Origin of the sequence: Mycobacterium sp. OTB74, from assembly GCF_029892685.1 — a bacterium.
In the GTDB taxonomy this organism is placed as follows: domain Bacteria; phylum Actinomycetota; class Actinomycetes; order Mycobacteriales; family Mycobacteriaceae; genus Mycobacterium.
In genome coordinates this window covers 288420-305345 of record NZ_JARXVD010000003.1, presented here as the reverse complement: position 1 = coordinate 305345, position 16926 = coordinate 288420, and the positions used below count along the sequence as shown (strand labels likewise).

The following is a 16926-nucleotide window of genomic DNA, read 5'->3' as shown; positions in this document are numbered from 1 at the left end:
TTTACAGTGACCCGCATGTCTGTTTCTCAGCACACCATCGCCGGCACGGTGCTGACCATGCCGGTCCAAATCCGCAAGGCCGACGTGCACACCGCGATGTTCTCGGTCGACGCTGCAGCCGCGCAGCGGATGATCGACTACAGCGGTCTGCGGGTTTGCCAGTACCGGCCGGGCAAGGCCGTGGTCAACCTGATGCTCGCCCGCTACATCGACGGCGACCTGGGTACCTACCACGAGTTCGGTACCTGCGTGATGGTCAATCCGCCGGGATCGAATGCGAGTGGCCCCAAGGCGCTGGGTGATGCTGCGGCCTTCATCCACCACCTGCCGGTCGATCAGGAGTTCACGCTGGAAGCCGGCCGCAAGATCTGGGGATTCCCAAAGATCATGGCGGACTTCACCGTTCGCGAAGGCGCCCAATTCGGCTTCGACGTTGCCGTGGAGGGCAGCGGCATCGTGCGCATGGATTTCGCGCCGGGTCTGCCGATCCCGTCGAAGCTGACGTCCAAGCCCCAGGTGCTCAACACCTACACCTATGCCGAGGGCACCACCCGCGAAGTGCCTTGGGAGATGCGCAATTCCAATGTGCGCTTCCGCCCGGGCGGTGCCACACTGCGCCTCGGCAATCACCCGTACGCCAAAGAGTTGGCGGCGCTGGGGTTGCCGAAGCGCGCCATGGTTTCGGGAAGCGTCGGTCATCTCGAGATGACGTTCGGCGACGCTCACCCGATCGGCTGACCATGTGGTCCGGGTCACCCGGACAATCTAGATCCAGGACTAGACACATTGCAAGAAGTGTCTAGTCCAGGATGGTCGATTTCTGACTAGACCAACTCAGCCAGCTGGTTGATCTGCTCGACCGAGCGTGCCCCGACCACCATCATGGTGACGCCGGAGGCCTCCCAGGCCTTGATCTGTTCCTTCACATAGTCGAGGTTGCCGACGATCGCGGAGTCGTCGACCAACTCATCCGGGATGACCTTGGCGGCCTCGTCCTTGCGGTCGCTGCGGAACAGCGTGGTCACGTCGTCGACCACCTCGGAGTAACCCATCCGCCGGTAGACCTCGGCATGGAAGTTGGTGTCCTCCGAGCCCATTCCGCCCATGTAGAGCGCCAGGTGCGGCTTCATCATCTCCATGATGGCCGGACGGTCATCGGTGACGACAATCTGTGCGGTGGCGCAGATTTCGAACGTCTCGCGACTGCGACGGGCGCCGGCGCGGGCGAAGCCCTCATCGAGCCATTCGTTGTACATGCCGGAGATCCGCGGCGAGTAGAAGATCGGTAGCCAGCCGTCGGCGATCTCGGCGGCCAGCGCGACGTTCTTGGGCCCTTCGGCGCCGAGCATTACCGGGATATCGGCCCGCAGCGGGTGGGTGATCGGCTTGAGCGGCTTACCCAGACCGGTGGTGCCCTCACCCGTCAGCGGCAGTGGGTAGTGCGGGCCGGCACTGGTCACCGGGGCTTCGCGCGCCCAGACCTGGCGCAGGATGTCGACGTACTCCCGGGTGCGGGCCAGCGGCTTCGGGAACTTGGCGCCGTACCAGCCTTCGACGACCTGCGGACCCGAGACGCCCAGACCCAGGATGTGCCGCCCACCGGAAAGGTGATCGAGGGTCAGGGCCGCCATCGCACACGCAGTGGGCGTGCGCGCCGACATCTGGATGACCGAGGTACCCAGCCGCATGCGCTTGGTCTCCCGCCCCCACCAGGACAGCGGTGTGTAGGCGTCCGAGCCCCACGCCTCGGCGGTGAAGACGGTGTCGAAACCGGCTTCCTCTGCGGCCGCCACCAACGTGGCGTGATCTGTAGGGGGCTTGGCACCCCAGTAACCGAGCTGCAGACCGAGCTTCATTGACGACTGCCTTTCTCGCGAGTCCGGGTCGGACCTTGCCACGATTGTTAGAACCTGTTCTACTCGATGCCGTGAGCGCTAGCCAAAGCAGCCCGGCCCAGTTGGAAGCCCATGAGCGGCCCCTTTCAGCTCCGCTGAAACTGTCATTCGACTACACCCGTTCAGTCGGTCCGGTCCTCAGCCAATTCTTCACCGCACTACGTGGACGACGCATTGTCGGCACCCGCGGATCAGATGGCCGGGTACACGTACCTCCCGCCGAGTATGACCCGGTCACTTACGACGCCCTGACCGAGGTCGTTCCGGTTTCCAGCGTGGGCACCGTGGTGTCCTGGACCTGGCAGCCCGATCCCTTGGAGGGCCAACCGCTGCAGCGTCCGTTCGCCTGGGCGCTGATCAAGCTGGACGGCGCCGACACCCCCCTTTTGCACGCGGTCGATGCGCCGGAAGGTTCACTCAAGTCCGGCGACCGGGTGCGTGCACACTGGGTTGACGAGCCCGTCGGGGCGATCACGGACATCGCGTACTTCGTACCCGGTGACGAAGAAGAGCCGGCCGTCGAGTCCGCCAGTTCCGACGACCGCGACCCGGTGACCATGCTGGTCGTGCCGTCGTCCATCGAAATCCAGCACACCGCTTCGCATCCCGAGACGGTGTTCCTGCGCGGTCTGCAGGAGGGCAAGCTGCTGGGCGGTCGGACCAAGGTCGGACGCGACGGCAAGCCGGGCCCGGTGTACTTCCCGCCCAAGGAGGCCGACCCGGCCACCGGCATGGAGCTCGACGAGTTCATCGAACTGCCCGACCGCGGCACGGTGACGACGTTCGCGATCATCAACATCCCGTTCCCCGGCCAGCGCATCAAGCCGCCTTATGTGGCCGCATACGTGCTGCTCGACGGCGCCGATATCCCGTTCCTGCACTTGGTCACCGAGATTGATGCGGCCGACGTCCGGATGGGCATGCGAGTCCAGGCGGTCTGGAAGCCCCGCGACGAATGGGGCCTGGGCATCGACAACATCTCGCACTTCCGGCCCAGCGGCGAACCGGACGCCGACTACGACTCGTACAAGCACCACCTGTAAAGGGACTTGAATGACTTCCAATGACGTTGCCGTAGTCGGCTTCGCACACGCCCCACATGTGCGCCGCACCGACGGCACCACCAACGGCGTCGAAATGCTGATGCCGTGTTTCGCAAAGCTGTTCGCCGAGTTGGGCCTGCAGCAGACCGATATCGGCTTCTGGTGCTCCGGATCGTCGGATTACCTTGCCGGCCGGGCGTTTTCGTTCATCTCGGCCATCGACTCGATCGGCGCGGTGCCGCCGATCAACGAGTCGCACGTCGAGATGGACGCAGCCTGGGCGCTGTATGAGGCCTACTTGAAGATCCTGACCGGTGAGGTCGACACCGCACTGGTGTACGGCTTCGGCAAGGGCAGCGCCGGCAACCTGCGCCGGGTCCTGGCCCTGCAGACCGACCCGTATACGGTTGCGCCACTGTGGCCGGACGCTGTTTCGATGGCGGGCCTGCAGGCCCGCTTCGGGCTGGACTCGGGCAAGTGGACCACCGAGCAGATGGCTCAGGTGGCACTGGATTCGTTCGCCGCGTCCCCTCGCGTCGACCGGGTCGAGGCCGCCTCGAGCGTGGGTGAGTTGCTGGACCGGCCGTTCTTCGCCGACCCGCTGCGTCGGCACGACATCGCACCCATCACCGACGGCGCTGCCGCGATCGTGCTGGCCTCGGCCGACAAGGCTCGTGAGCTGCGCGAAAACCCGGCCTGGATAACCGGTTTCGAGCACCGCATCGAAACCCCGATCCTGGGTGCGCGTGACCTGACCGTCTCGACCTCGACCGCTGCGTCTGCTTCAGCCGCGACCGGTGGCGACACCGACTCGATCGAGATCGCTGAACTGCACGCGCCGTTCAGCCACCAGCAGCTGATCCTCACCGAGGCAATCGGATTGGGCGCATCGACCAAGATCAACCCATCCGGTGGCGCGCTGGCCGCCAACCCGATGTTCTCGGCCGGCCTGGAGCGCATCGGCTTCGCCGCCGAACACATCTTCAACGGAACCGCGAACCGGGTGCTGGCACATGCCACGAGTGGTCCTGCCCTGCAACAGAATCTGATTGCCGTCCTGGAGGGCAAATAATGTCGAACAAAGCCGCCGTACTCGGTACCGGGCAGACCAAGTACGTCGCCAAGCGCACCGACGTCTCGATGAACGGCCTGGTCCGTGAGGCCATAGACCGGGCGCTCGCCGACTCCGGGTGCACCATGGCCGACATCGACGCCGTCGTGGTCGGTAAGGCACCGGACTTCTTCGAGGGCGTCATGATGCCCGAGTTGTTTATGGCCGATGCCACCGGAGCCACCAACAAGCCGCTGATCCGCGTGCACACCGCCGGTTCGGTGGGTGGCTCGACCGCGATCGTCGCGGCCAGCCTGGTCAAGTCGGGCAAGTACCGCCGAGTGCTGACCATGGCTTGGGAGAAGCAGTCCGAGTCGAATGCCATGTGGGCGTTGTCCATTCCCGTGCCGTTCACCAAACCGGTGGGCGCGGGCGCGGGTGGCTACTTCGCGCCGCACGTACGGGCCTACATCCGCCGCTCTGGTGCGCCGAACAACATCGGCGCCATGGTCGCAGTGAAGGACAGGCTCAACGGCGCCAAGAACCCGCTCGCTCACCTGCACCAGCCGGACATCACGCTCGAGAAGGTGATGGCGTCCCAGATGCTGTGGGATCCCATCCGTTTCGATGAGACGTGCCCGTCTTCGGACGGTGCCGCCGCAATGGTCATCGGCAACGAGGAAGTCGCCGACGCTCGCGTTGCCGAGGGACATCCCGTGGCCTGGATTCACGCCACCTCGCTGCGCACCGAACCACTGGCCTACTCCGGCCGCGACCAGGTGAATCCGCAGGCGGGCCGCGACGCAGCGGCGGCGCTGTGGAAGGCCGCCGGCATCACCAGCCCGATCGACGAAATCGATTGCGCCGAGGTGTATGTGCCGTTCTCCTGGTACGAGCCCATGTGGCTGGAGAACCTGGGCTTCGCGCCCGAGGGCGAAGGCTGGAAGCTGACGCAGGCCGGCGAGACCGCGATCGGTGGCAAGATCCCGTTCAATGCCTCCGGCGGAGTGCTGAGTTCTAACCCGATCGGCGCATCCGGCATGATCCGGTTCGCCGAGTCCGCAATCCAGGTGATGGGCAAGGCCGGCGACCACCAGGTCGAGGGCGCCCGCAAGGCCCTGGGCCACGCGTATGGCGGTGGCGCGCAGTACTACTCGATGTGGGTGGTCTGCAGCGACAAGCCGGCCGGGTAACGCCATGACCAAGATGAAGTACACCGTCAGTGTGGCGATGGGTCCGATCGAGGACATCATCGAGATCGCCAAGACCGCAGAGGAAGTCGGCTTCGACGCGGTCGCGCTGCCGGACTCGCTGTTCTACATGGAGAAGCAGGCCGCGGACTATCCGTACACACCGGATGGTTCGCGGATGTGGAATGCCGAGACCCCGTGGGCCGATCCGCTCATCGCCGCCGCGGCGATGGGCGCGGTGACCAGCAAGATCCGCTTCTACACCAACGTGATGAAGCTAGGTTCACGCAACCCGCTGCTGCTGGCCCGACAGGTTGGCTCGGTAGCCAACCTGACCGGCAACCGCTTCGGCTTTGGTGTCGGAATCGGCTGGGCTCCTGAAGAATTCGAGTGGTGCGGCCAGCCGTACGCCAAGCGCGGCGCTCGGGTCGACGAGATGATCGAGGTCATCAAGCTCGTTCTGGGCGGCGGAATGGTCGAATTCCATGGCAAGTTCTACGATTTCGAGCGCCTGCAGATGAGTCCGGCACCGTCGCAGCCGGTTCCGTTCTATGTCGGTGGGCACACCGACGTAGCGCTCAAGCGGGCCGCCAAGGTCAGTGACGGCTGGACCAGCGCCATGATGACGTGCGCCCAGCTCGCCGACACCGTCACCCAGCTGGACAAGCTGCGTACCGAATACGGCCGGGCTGACGTGCCTTTCGAGATCCAGGCGGTCTGCATCGACAAGTTCGGCGTGGACGGGCACCGCGAGCTGGCAGCGGCCGGTGTCACGGACAACATCGTCATCCCATGGATCTTCGACGGCCTGGCGTTCGATGCGCCGGTCGAGAAGAAGAAGGATTCGCTCAAGCGGTACGCCGACGTCCACATTCACTCCGGCTGGCAGGACTGACATGAGCGTCACCGATCCGGACCACCCAGCTCACCTGGCCGGCAAGCGATCTCGCGACGCAGTGGCGGCGCGAGACAAAGAGGCCTGGCTGGCGGTTTTCGCCGACGACGCCGTCGTGCAGGACCCGATCGGACCGTCCTTTCTGGATCCTGAGGGCAAAGGCCACCGGGGCAAGGAGGCCATCGCGGCCTTCTGGGACAAGGCGATTGCCCCGACCGACAAGCTCGAGTTCAACTTCCTGACCACCTACCAGTGCGGTGACGAGGAAGCCAACGTCGGCAATATCGTCATCACCTTCGGTGAGCACCAGGTCGTCACCGAAGGGGTGTTCACCTATCGGGTGAACGAGGCCGGGCAGATGCTGGCACTGCGCGCCTACTGGGAACCCCCGCGCTAACTTCCGCCCAAACGCGGACAAACGGGCCGAAAGTACGAGTAAGAGCGGCCAAGACGTCGATCTCGGCGCGCTGAGGGAACCGTCAGAACGTCCAGGACCCCGAGGGTTGCAGGACGAATCCGTGACCGCCGTTGGTGCTGTCGATACAGGCGGTGACATTGCCTTCCGCGACGCCGCAAATGGTCGTCGCCAGCCGCACCTTCTGTCCCGGCGCCAGCGGCGCGGCGTCCGCGAGGTCGTCCGGGCAGTCACCGCGGTAGTTGCTCAGCACACCGGGGTTGGCCGAGCGTAGCTGCGCCATGCCGAAATCGCAGGAAGACTTGGCGTTGGCATCGGTGGTGACCGGGACGTCCTGGAGGCCAGGCACCGGGCCGTAACAACGCACCGTCGGCCCCACCCCACCCAGCGCGCGGATGCCGCAGCGCACACCGTCCGGGGTCGAGAACGTCACCATTTGTTGGATACCGCTCTGAAACGTGTCCTGGTGCGACGCGGTCACGACGACGAAATTCTGCAAGTCCGGGAAGTTTGGCGGTGCCGCTTGAGCCACCGCGCCACCGCTGGCGGCCAGAACCGCCGCGACCGCACAGACCGTGAGCTTCATGCGCCCAGTGTTGGCCGAAGGTGCGCATGTGTGTCAGAGATCGGCGAAAATTGGTGCACAAGGCAGTCTCGGCGCTGCTCTCGTAGTGAGAATGAGCCTGATATGTCGCAGGTAGAGACGTTTGCGTTGCGCGTCAGGCCCCAAAAACTGTAACGTGTTCTAGTTAGTAGGCACAGATTTGGGAGGCCATGGTGAGCACCGAAACCGCGGGAGTTCGCGAGATTGATACCGGCGCGCTGCCGGACCGGTATGCCCGTGGCTGGCACTGCCTGGGCCCGGTGCAGGACTTCCTGGACGGCAAGCCGCACTCGATCCAGGCATTCGGCACCAAGCTGGTGGTGTTCGCCGACTCGCAGGGCGAAGTGAAGATCCTCGACGGTTACTGCCGGCACATGGGCGGCGATCTGTCGCAGGGCACCATCAAAGGTGACGAGGTCGCCTGCCCGTTCCACGACTGGCGCTGGGGCGGTGACGGCAAGTGCAAGCTGGTGCCGTACGCCAAGCGCACCCCACGCCTGGCCCGCACGCGCGCCTGGCACACCGACGTTCGCGGCGGACTGCTGTTTGTCTGGCACGACCACGAGGGCAACGAGCCGCAGCCCGAGGTTCGGATTCCGGAGATCCCAGAGTCGGCCAGTGACGAGTGGACCGAGTGGCGGTGGAACTCGCTGCTGATCGAGGGCAGCAACTGCCGCGAGATCATCGACAACGTCACCGACATGGCGCACTTCTTCTACATCCACTTCGGTCTGCCGACGTACTTCAAGAACGTCTTCGAGGGTCACATCGCCTCGCAGTACCTGCATAACGTGGGCCGCCAGGACATCGGCGGCATGGGCACGCAGTACGGCGAATCGCACCTGGATTCCGAGGCGTCGTACTTCGGCCCGTCGTTCATGATCAACTGGCTCCACAACAACTACAGCGGTTTCAAGGCCGAGTCGATCCTGATCAACTGCCACTACCCGGTGGATCAGAACTCGTTCATGCTGCAGTGGGGCGTCATCGTCGAAAAGCCGAAGGGCATGGACGAGAAGACCACCGACAAGCTCTCCAAGGCCTTCACCGAGGGCGTGTCCATGGGCTTCCTGCAGGACGTCGAGATCTGGAAGCACAAGACCCGCATCGACAACCCGCTTCTGGTGGAAGAGGACGGCGCCGTCTACCAGATGCGCCGCTGGTACCAGCAGTTCTACGTCGACGTCGCGGACGTCACCCCGGACATGACCGACCGGTTCGAGCTGGAGATCGACACCACCGCGGCCAACGAGAAGTGGCACGTCGAGGTCGAGCAGAACCTGCAGCGGCAAGCTGAAGAGAAAGAATCTGCGGAGCAGTCCAGCTGATGACCCAGCATGACGAGCGGGCCCAGACGCCAGATGCCGAGCGTCTGGCCCGCTCGATGCTGCAGCTGTTGGGGCATGCCGAGGACGACGGGGTGCACGACCACGTTGTGTCAGACACCCCGACTTCGGGATCATGGTCCAAGGCACCAGATTTCGCTTCCGAACCAGCACGGGCAGCCGCAGTGCACGCTGCTACCGAGGCTGATCGCACTCGCTATCTGACCGCCGGCCTGGCACCGGTGTCCTGCCGGTTCTGCCATGGCACGGTTTCGGTGAAGAAGTTGGGGCCCGAACATACTGCGGTGCAATGGAATTCATCTGCGATGGACCGCTGCGCGTACTTCGGCGAGATCCGGGCCAGCGGTGGCGATCCCAGTCGTAGCCGGTCCTGCCCACGGATGTCTGACAGCATCAAGCATGCGGTCGCCGAGGGGTGTCTGGAGGAGTTCTCCAGTACCCCCTCCCCTGGCGACGGCTGAGTTTTCGCGAGCTGGGGCACCACCCCTCGCGAACAGACACATATGTCCCCGCACGCTCGGCGTGTCGGGGACATATGTGTCTGTTCAGCAACTACAAGTTGGCGAAGCGATCCTTGACCTGATCCTCGGTCAGGCCGTAGTCGGCCAACGAGTAGGTGTGCTTGGGCGCCCGCGGTCCCTCCTGGCTTGCGGTATGACTTTCCGAAATCGCCTGGCGCGCAGCGTCGGTGAATTCCAGATCGAACGTGCGGTAGATGCCCTCGACGGCACCGACCGGGTCCTTGATGAACTCGAAGTAGTCCACATCGCAGAACTGCTTGGGGTCATGATCGGCCCGTTCTGCATTGAACAACTCCAGCCCGCGCGACCAGGTCTCCAGCGAGTCTTCGCCGATCACCTTGCCGGAGAACGTGTTCGACCAACCTGCAGTGGTGTGCTGGGCCAGCGAACACATCGATGCCATGATGGTCTCGGCCGGCCGGTGGCATTGGACCACGAGCGCGTCAGGATACACCTGGAACAACGCATCCAGCGCGAACAGGTGGCTGGGATTTTTGAGCACCCAACGCTTTTCCGGCTCGTTCAACCCGATCAACTGCAGGTTTTTCCGGTGCCGCTGATACGACTTGGTCCAGTCCTGACGGGCCAACCACTGCGAATACGTGGGCACATGCGCAAGCGTTTCGTAGGACACCGAATGCAGGGACTGGCGCAGCAGCTGCCAGCATTCCTCGACCTCGTCGGCGGTCATGAAATGCAGGCCGGTGTAGTCCGGGTTCTCCTCGTGCGCCTGTTTGAAACGGGCATCGAGCGCACTGAAAACCGGGTTGTCCGGCCAGGTTTCGCGCGGCGGCCGCGGCTGCGGGAACTCCGCCAGCCACATCTCCAGGCCCTGATGTGCGGGATCGGCAGTGAGCAGCCGGTGGATCACCGTGGTGCCGGTGCGCGGCAGTCCGGTGACGAAGATCGGCCGCTCGATCGGCACGTCGGCATGCTGCGGGTACTGCTTGAATGCGGCGTTGGACACCAGTCGCGCCACCAGCGCGTTCCGGGTGAAGAACCGCTGCATCTTGCTTCCGAGCTCGGTCAGATCGGCGTCGCGCTGATAGGACTCCAGCAACACGCTCAGCGCTTCGATGTAGTTGTCGTCATCAGAGCCGAAATCGTCGAGACCACAGGCCTTCACCGCCGAGGCATGCAGATCCTCGACGGTGCCGACGTTGGTACGCGCCGCGCTCATCCGCGATCCACCTTCACTACTCGCGTCATGCTTTGTATTCTCCACAGTTGACATCCAAAGTCTGCCCCGTGATGCCGCTCGACAGATCACTGGCCATGAACAGGATGGCCGAGGCCACCTCGTCCTCGGTGGGCAGTCGCTTGAGGTCCGAGCCGGCTGCTGCGGCATCGTAGATCTGTTCGACGGTGGTGCCGTACTTGTCGGCCTGATGCTGGAAGTAGCTCTGCAGCGTGCCGCCCCAGATATATCCGGGCAGAACGGAATTCACCCGGATGCCCTTCTCACCCAGCTCGGTCGCCAGGGTCTGAGACATGGCCAGCAGCGCCGACTTGGCCATCTTGTAGGCGCCGTACTTGGCCTGCGAATGCCGAAGCACCATCGAATTCACGTTCACGACAGAGCCTTTGGAAGACTCCAGCGCCGGGGTGAAGCCCTGGATCATCCGAAGTGCACCGAACACCGTCAGTTCGATGGCATCCTTCATGTGCTCGTAGGTGGTGTTGGCGAACGGCTTCATCGAGGGCACCCGGAAGGCGTTGTTGATCAACACATCAACCTTGCCGAACTCGTCGACAGAGCGCTGCACCAGGTTGGCCACCTGCTCTTCGTCGGTGATATCGGTACCGACCGACAACGCCCGACGGCCCAGCCCGGTGATCTCCTTGGCAACATCGTCGAGGCGCTCAACCGTGCGGGCGGCCAGCACCAGGTCGGCACCGTTCTCCGCGCAACGACGAGCCAGCGTGGTGCCCAGTGCCGGGCCGACCCCGCTGATCACCACGACCTTGCCATCCAGCAGACCGGCCATGCTCAGCCCACCATCCTTTCATTGATCAGCTTCTGGCGCAGCGCAATTCGAGCCCGCCAGTCCTCGTCGGAAATCTTGTTGTGCTCGTGGTACGGCAACTTGCCGGCGACTTCGGAGAGATCGACGATCTCGCATGTCGGGCCGTCCTCGGCGGTCAATTCCCGCGACACTCGCTGCCAGCGGAACTGTAGGTAACCCTTGGCGTGGCCCAGAGTCTCGCACCAGTTGGTGACGCCGGGATTCGCCTCGGACACCACGATCCGGATGTTGCCGTCCGGATCCGGTTGAGCCTGAGTGCCGTTGAGCGAGGTCTGGTGGTTGATGTAGTCCAGCGAGATGTACCACAGGCTGCCCAGCTGGAAGCCCAGGTATGGCGCGTCGGACACCGGCAGCGTGATGACCATCGCCTGGCCCGGCGTCATATCGTAGTGGCCCACTGACGAGTACTGGGTGGCCAGACCACCCGGGGTCAGCCGCGGCGCGGTCAGCGTGTTGACCGGCAGGTTGTCGTAGAACCACTTGGGGAACTGCAACCAGGTCTTGACCCGCTGCACCAGCTGCTTACCCGCAACGGCGTAACGCTTTTCGATCAGTTCACGGGTCAACGGTTCGGGCGCGGTGCCGGCGGTGTCGGTGCGGGCGATCGCGAAGCTGCCGCGCTGCGCCGACCAGTCGTTGTAGACCTCGCGGATCACCAGCTGTGACGGGGTGGCCGGGGTGAACCGCCATTCGAAGGTGCCGTCGTCGGCGATGGTGAGCTTGCGGTCGTCGAAAGCGGTCTCGCTGTCGGGCACGTTCTCGTCGGTGTACTCGCCACCGAGCAGTTGGAAGCTGACGTCAGTGGTGGTGCCGCGGCGTCCGGTAACGACATACTCGTGGCCGGGCTGTACCCGGGTCCCGAAGTACATGGTGTCCGGGTTGTCCAGGCCCATCTTGGTGAATGGTCCGGTGCCGCTGTGCAGGAACGGGTGGTCCCTGTCGTAATCGAACGCGACATGAGTGCACGCGGCGATACAGCCGGCCAGGTACTGCAGCCCTTCGAGCAGATCGGCCTCGGACTCGATGAACGGGGCCTCCGAGACCAGACGCTCGGCCTCGGCGATCGCCTCGGCCAAGGGTTGTGAATACATCAACATCCTCCAGTCGTTCCAATATTGGAACGTAGTGGTAGAGTTTCCTACCTGACACTAGAACCTGTTCCAGTCGGCGTCAATGCACTCGGGCGTCAATGCACAAAGGAGGGCGACCATGGTCGATTCGGGCCGCGCGTCGCCGCCCACCGAGCGCGTGATCGCCGTACTGAACTTCCTGGCCCGGCACCCGCATGAGCAGTTCGGCCTCTCCGAACTGGCCCGGCGCCTTGACCTCAGCAAGCCCACCTGCCTGGGTATCGTCACCTCGTTGGCCGATGCGGGCTACCTGCTGCGCGACCCGAGCGATAAGACGTATCGCCTTGGACCGGAGCTGATTTCGCTCGGCCATACCGCACAGGAATCCCTGCGGGTAACCCCGGGCGCCACCGGAAAGCTACGCAGTCTGTCCGATGCCTGCGGTACCACCGTGGCGCTGTCCGCAGTGGTCGACGACCGGATTACCGTGCTGGAACTGGTCGGACCGCCTGGGGTCGATGTCGGGATCCGAGTAGGCCAGAGTTACCCGTTCGCGCCTCCGGTCGGGTTGATGTTCGTGTTGTGGGATGACTCCGCGCTGGCGGCATGGCTGCGCAAAGCGCCGACCATTCCGCTGCGCACCGAGACCGACAGACTCAACCGGGTGATCGCCGAATGTCGTTCGGCGGGCTATCTGGTCGAACGCCTGACCCCCGGAGGGCGGCGACTGTACGGCCTGATGGCCGGCATGTCGAGTAGTCTGCCGGACGAATTGCAGGCTCTGCTAAGGGAATTGGTGTCCGATATCGGTGAGCGGGTATATCTGCGCACTGAATTGCAGGCATCACCGACCTCGCGACAGCGCCACGACATCAGCGTGATCACCGCGCCCGTGTACGACCATCATCAGCATCAGGTGATGGCAGTGTCGCTGCACATCGGCAGCGCGCTGACCGACGCCGAGATCACCAAGCGGGCGCGCCTGCTGGTCGCCACCGCCGACACACTGACCGCCCAGCTAGGCGGCACAAAGCCGGACTGGCCTGCGCGCCAACTCAGCTGACTGACGCGATCGCGAACGGCAGCACCGCAGGCGCCCCAGCGGCTCGCACCACCCGAGCCGCCATGGTCAAGGTCCAGCCGGTGTCGGCCAGATCGTCGACCAGCAGCACCGGACCGGTCATATCCAGGGTCGGTATGTCCCACGAATCTGCCAGTGCGGCAACCCGATACGCCGAGTTGGCCGCGGTCACCGGCCGCCGTTGCGGCCGGTACTGCAAGGTGCCCAGGTTCTGCAGCCGCCCCAGTTCAGCCAGGCGGTCCACCAGCGACCGAATCAGCTGCGGATGTCCATCAGAGTCCAGCCCCATCACCGCCACCGGCCGGGTCTCCCAGCCCCAGGCCTTCAGTACCTGGACGGCAGCCTGCACCACCGCGTCCGGCACCTCGCCGTCCGTGGCCAGCAACGACCGCAGCCGAGCACCCCAGCCGATATCGGTCAGCCGGCCAATCACCCTGCCCGCCTCGGGACCATCACTGATCCGGCCGGACAGGTTCAGCCCCAGCTTGGTCATCCCGGACGGCCACTGCCGTCGCGGCGCGAGCTCCACACCGGGGCGCGACAGCCGTTCCCGGGTCGCCTGCACCTCGGCCTCGTCGACCGCCACGCCATAACGCGACCCACAGCAGTTATCGCACCGTCCACACTGCTCGCCGGCTTTCAGCTCTGGGTCGTCAAGTTGGCTGCGTAGGAACACCATTCGGCATTCGGATGTGCCCTGGTAGTCGAGCATTGCCTGTTGTTCGCGACGCCGCGCCTCATCCAACGCCCGGTAGCGGTCTGCGTCGTAAGCCCAGTCCTGGCCCGTGGCCAGCCAGCCGCCTTTGACGCGCCGCACCGCGCCGTCAACATCCAACACTTTGAGCACCATCTCCAGCCGGGACCGGTTCAGGTCGACCAGCGGCTCCAAAGCCGGTGTAGATAAAGGCTTTTCGGTATCGAGCGCCCGGATGACATTGCGCACCATGGCCTCCGAGGGGAACGCCACTGACGCGAAGTACCGCCAGATGTCGGCATCCTCCGGGCCCGGTAGCAGCACCACCTCGGCGCTGTCGGTCGCCCGGCCCGCACGGCCTACCTGCTGGTAGTAGGCGATCGGCGACGACGGGGCCCCAAGATGCACGACGAATCCGAGGTCCGGCTTGTCGAAGCCCATACCGAGTGCGGATGTGGCCACCAGCGCCTTGACCCGGTTGGCCAGTAGATCCGCTTCGAGTTGTTCGCGCTCTGCCGTGTCGGTCGATCCCGTATAGGCAGCGACCTGATGCCCATGCTCACGCAGCAGCGACGCCACGTCATGTGCCTGCGCGACGGTAAGGGTGTAGATGATGCCCGACCCTGGGAGCGAATCCAGTTGGGCGGCAAGCCAAGCTGCCCGCTGGGTTGCGGTACCGATCGATACCACCGACAACCGAAGCGACTCGCGGTCCAGCCCACCGCGCAAGACCAGGGTGTCGGCACCGTCACCCGTCCCACCGCCGACGCCCAATTGCTCGGCGACGTCGTTCACCACGCGATCGTTGGCGGTCGCAGTGGTGGCCAGAACCGGGATATCCGCGCCCAATTCCGCCACCAGGGTGCGAATCCGGCGGTAGTCGGGTCGGAAGTCGTGGCCCCAATCCGAGACGCAGTGCGCCTCGTCCACCACGACAAGCCCGGCATCTGCGGCCAGCGCGGGCAGCACGTTGTCACGGAAGTCCGGATTGTTCAATCTCTCGGGACTGACCAGCAAGACGTCCAACGCCCCGGCGCGAACCCGGGCGTGGATGTCGTCCCACTCGGTCACGTTGCCGGAGTTGATGGTTGCCGCATGCACCCCGGCCCGGTCTGCTGCGGCCACTTGGTTGCGCATGAGCGCCAGCAGCGGCGAAACGATCACGGTCGGGCCATAACCGGCCGCCCGCAACAACTTTGCCGCGATGAAGTACACCGCGGACTTGCCCCATCCGGTCCGCTGCACCACCAATGCTCGGCGACGTCCAACAACCAGCGCTTCGATGGCGGTCCACTGGTCGTCGCGCAGGACGGCGTCGGGGCCCGCGAGCTGTTGCAGGATGGCCTGGGCATCACCGCGGCCGAGCCGCAGCTCGTCATCAGTAGGCATAGGTGTTGCGGGGCTTGGGGATTGGGCTGGCACTGGTCACTTCCATGGTCGGAATGAAATTCGTGGCGGGACTCGACGATCCCGGAACCACCCGGCCCTGCACCTTGAGCCAGGTGTCATCCGGGTGCGTACCGACGTTGCCGGTCAGATGCATGCTCGCCAACTGCGCGTCGGCAGCGCAACACACGATCACCACCCGCGCCAGGTCAGAACCCCTGGTGAAGCCGGTCACGGTGATCAGCCGGCCGTCAAGGCTATTGGTGGAGTCCGCCGCGGCTCGCATCACCAGCTCCGGTAGCGGCACGATGCCATCGACCGGCAACGGCGGGAACGCACGTTTCGTCGGTGCCGCCACGGCCGAAACAGCCGTCGCCCCAACAGCACTCATCGGCGGCACCGAGACAAAGGCCGTCAGCGCCACCGGGATCAACAACAGCCAGGCCAGCATGCCCCGATGGTGGTGGCCGTGAGCGGCACCGCCACGCAAATCACGAATCAGGCTCACCAGCGCCAACGCAACCAGCAGCACCGCGGCGATCACCAGCCATGGGAACAGCGCCGGCTTGACGAAATTCAGGTAATTCCCTCGGACCGCAATCAATCCCATGCTCAGCCCGACCAGCAGCACCAGGGCGTTCTGCGTCTCCCTGCTCACGGCGCCCCCAACACCACAAGTCCTACGGCAGTGGCACACACCGTGGCCACCACCAGGGTCGCCGGTGCGAACCGGAGCGCGAACGCCCGGCCGAACACCCCGGTCTGCATGGCGAACAACTTGACGTCCACCGCGGGACCGACCACAAGAAACACCAGCCGTGGCAACAGCGGGATCATAGTCAAACTGGCGGCGACGAAAGCGTCTGCCTCCGAACACAATGCCAGCACCACGGCCAACAGGGCCATCACCACGATCCCGACCACCAGGTTGCCGGCGACGTGCGCGAAAACCCATTGCGGTACAACCGAACGCAATACAGCGGCCGCGCCGGCGCCGACTACCAGATACGACGCCGACTGCAGGAAGTCATGCCGGGCGGCCTCGGTGAACATGGTGAACCGTGACGCATCGTCGTCGTGATGGGCGGGCAGCGTCCGGGTTACCCATTCGGTTCGGCCCAGGCGCTGCCACAACAGGCCCATGACCACGGCGGTCAGCAGCGAAGCCACACATCGCCCCAGCACCATCTGCGGCTGACCCGGAAATGCCACCGCCGTCGCCACCAGAACGACAGGATTGATGGCCGGCGCCGACAACATGAACGTCAGCGCAGCCCCACCCGTGGCGCCGCTGAACAGCCGGCGGGCCACCGGCACCGAACCGCATTCACAGCCCGGCAGCGCAGCACCACCGACCCCGGCGACGGCCACTGCCAGGGCAGGGTTGGCGGGTAGCCAGCGTTCCAGCCGCTCATGGGTGACGTACGCCGCGACCAGACCGCTGACGATGACACCAAGCACCAGGAACGGCAGCGCCTGGACGAAAACCCCGCAGAACACCGTGGCAGCGGCGGCCAATCGGGCGTGATCAGCCAGTACACCGGTGACGAACGATCCGGACAGCGCCAAGCCGATGAGCGCCAGCAAGAGCAGCTCCATCGAGCCCGCACGATGCCTGCGCGCCGTCACCTCACCTGCCATGGCCCCCATCTTGCCGGGGAATTCTGACAATTCGGTGGCTGGCCGGCCACCACCCGTCGGGTGCGGG

Annotated in this window: 17 protein-coding genes; 9 read left to right on the top strand and 8 right to left on the bottom strand. The window is 64.7% G+C overall.

Annotated features, from left to right (window positions below):
- Positions 1-15 precede the first annotated feature (15 nt).
- Positions 16-738 carry an acetoacetate decarboxylase family protein gene (locus M2432_RS07005; protein ID WP_280826031.1) on the top strand — a complete coding sequence of 241 codons (723 nt, stop codon included), beginning with the start codon at positions 16-18 and terminating at the stop codon, positions 736-738.
- 86 nt (positions 739-824) lie between these two features.
- Here M2432_RS07005 and M2432_RS07000 read toward each other — a convergent pair whose 3' ends face one another.
- Positions 825-1856 (bottom strand): LLM class F420-dependent oxidoreductase, encoded by a 1032-nt coding sequence (locus tag M2432_RS07000; RefSeq protein WP_280826030.1) that lies wholly within the window; start codon positions 1854-1856, stop codon positions 825-827.
- Positions 1857-1927: 71 nt separating this feature from the next.
- Between M2432_RS07000 and M2432_RS06995 the strand changes: the two genes are divergently transcribed.
- From M2432_RS06995 to M2432_RS06975, 5 genes are read left to right on the top strand one after another with little or no spacing between them, the layout of a single operon-like run.
- Entirely contained in the window at positions 1928-2938 is a 1011-nt protein-coding gene (locus tag M2432_RS06995) for an OB-fold nucleic acid binding domain-containing protein (protein ID WP_280826029.1), read from the top strand.
- Between the two features lie 10 nt (positions 2939-2948).
- On the top strand, positions 2949-4010 hold the full coding sequence (locus M2432_RS06990; protein WP_280826028.1) for a thiolase domain-containing protein: 1062 nt from the start codon (positions 2949-2951) through the stop codon (positions 4008-4010).
- Complete coding sequence (locus M2432_RS06985) at positions 4010-5182, top strand: thiolase domain-containing protein (RefSeq protein WP_280826027.1); 1173 nt, start codon at positions 4010-4012, stop codon at positions 5180-5182. Before M2432_RS06990 ends, M2432_RS06985 begins: the two co-directional genes overlap by 1 nt.
- Positions 5183-5195: 13 nt before the next feature.
- Positions 5196-6074: a TIGR03619 family F420-dependent LLM class oxidoreductase gene (locus M2432_RS06980; RefSeq protein ID WP_280826182.1), complete on the top strand. Its 879-nt coding sequence runs from the start codon at positions 5196-5198 to the stop codon at positions 6072-6074.
- Position 6075: 1 nt separating this feature from the next.
- Positions 6076-6471: a nuclear transport factor 2 family protein gene (locus M2432_RS06975; RefSeq protein WP_280826026.1), complete on the top strand. Its 396-nt coding sequence runs from the start codon at positions 6076-6078 to the stop codon at positions 6469-6471.
- A gap of 82 nt (positions 6472-6553) precedes the next feature.
- Here M2432_RS06975 and M2432_RS06970 read toward each other — a convergent pair whose 3' ends face one another.
- Complete coding sequence (locus M2432_RS06970) at positions 6554-7075, bottom strand: hypothetical protein (protein ID WP_280826025.1); 522 nt, start codon at positions 7073-7075, stop codon at positions 6554-6556.
- A 191-nt stretch (positions 7076-7266) separates the two neighbouring features.
- Here M2432_RS06970 and M2432_RS06965 point away from each other — a divergent pair, with 191 nt between their 5' ends.
- Together M2432_RS06965 and M2432_RS06960 are read left to right on the top strand one after the other, a co-directional pair.
- Positions 7267-8421 (top strand): Rieske 2Fe-2S domain-containing protein, encoded by a 1155-nt coding sequence (locus M2432_RS06965; protein ID WP_280826024.1) that lies wholly within the window; start codon positions 7267-7269, stop codon positions 8419-8421.
- Positions 8421-8900 (top strand): hypothetical protein, encoded by a 480-nt coding sequence (locus M2432_RS06960; RefSeq protein ID WP_280826023.1) that lies wholly within the window; start codon positions 8421-8423, stop codon positions 8898-8900. The genes M2432_RS06965 and M2432_RS06960 overlap by 1 nt, the downstream gene beginning before the upstream one ends.
- Before the next feature lie 91 nt (positions 8901-8991).
- On the opposite strand, the gene M2432_RS06955 is transcribed toward M2432_RS06960, so the two are convergent.
- Genes M2432_RS06955 through M2432_RS06945 form a run of 3 tightly spaced genes read right to left on the bottom strand, consistent with a single transcriptional unit; the run spans position 8992 to position 12078 of the window.
- On the bottom strand, positions 8992-10140 hold the full coding sequence (locus tag M2432_RS06955) for a sulfotransferase (RefSeq protein ID WP_280826022.1): 1149 nt from the start codon (positions 10138-10140) through the stop codon (positions 8992-8994).
- A gap of 25 nt (positions 10141-10165) precedes the next feature.
- Positions 10166-10948, bottom strand: a complete 783-nt coding sequence (locus M2432_RS06950) for an SDR family oxidoreductase (RefSeq protein ID WP_280826021.1) — start codon at positions 10946-10948, stop codon at positions 10166-10168.
- 2 nt (positions 10949-10950) lie between these two features.
- Positions 10951-12078 carry a hypothetical protein gene (locus tag M2432_RS06945; RefSeq protein WP_280826020.1) on the bottom strand — a complete coding sequence of 376 codons (1128 nt, stop codon included), beginning with the start codon at positions 12076-12078 and terminating at the stop codon, positions 10951-10953.
- A gap of 118 nt (positions 12079-12196) precedes the next feature.
- Between M2432_RS06945 and M2432_RS06940 the strand changes: the two genes are divergently transcribed.
- Entirely contained in the window at positions 12197-13120 is a 924-nt protein-coding gene (locus M2432_RS06940) for a helix-turn-helix domain-containing protein (protein WP_280826019.1), read from the top strand.
- On the opposite strand, the gene M2432_RS06935 is transcribed toward M2432_RS06940, so the two are convergent.
- Genes M2432_RS06935 through M2432_RS06925 form a run of 3 tightly spaced genes read right to left on the bottom strand, consistent with a single transcriptional unit; the run spans position 13113 to position 16859 of the window.
- The gene (locus M2432_RS06935) at positions 13113-15221 is read right to left on the bottom strand and encodes a RecQ family ATP-dependent DNA helicase (protein ID WP_280826018.1); all 2109 of its coding nucleotides are present in this window, start codon (positions 15219-15221) and stop codon (positions 13113-13115) included. The genes M2432_RS06940 and M2432_RS06935 overlap by 8 nt on opposite strands.
- Positions 15211-15876 carry a TIGR03943 family protein gene (locus M2432_RS06930; protein WP_280826017.1) on the bottom strand — a complete coding sequence of 222 codons (666 nt, stop codon included), beginning with the start codon at positions 15874-15876 and terminating at the stop codon, positions 15211-15213. The genes M2432_RS06935 and M2432_RS06930 overlap by 11 nt, the downstream gene beginning before the upstream one ends.
- Positions 15873-16859: a permease gene (locus M2432_RS06925; RefSeq protein ID WP_280826016.1), complete on the bottom strand. Its 987-nt coding sequence runs from the start codon at positions 16857-16859 to the stop codon at positions 15873-15875. Before M2432_RS06925 ends, M2432_RS06930 begins: the two co-directional genes overlap by 4 nt.
- Positions 16860-16926 lie beyond the last annotated feature (67 nt).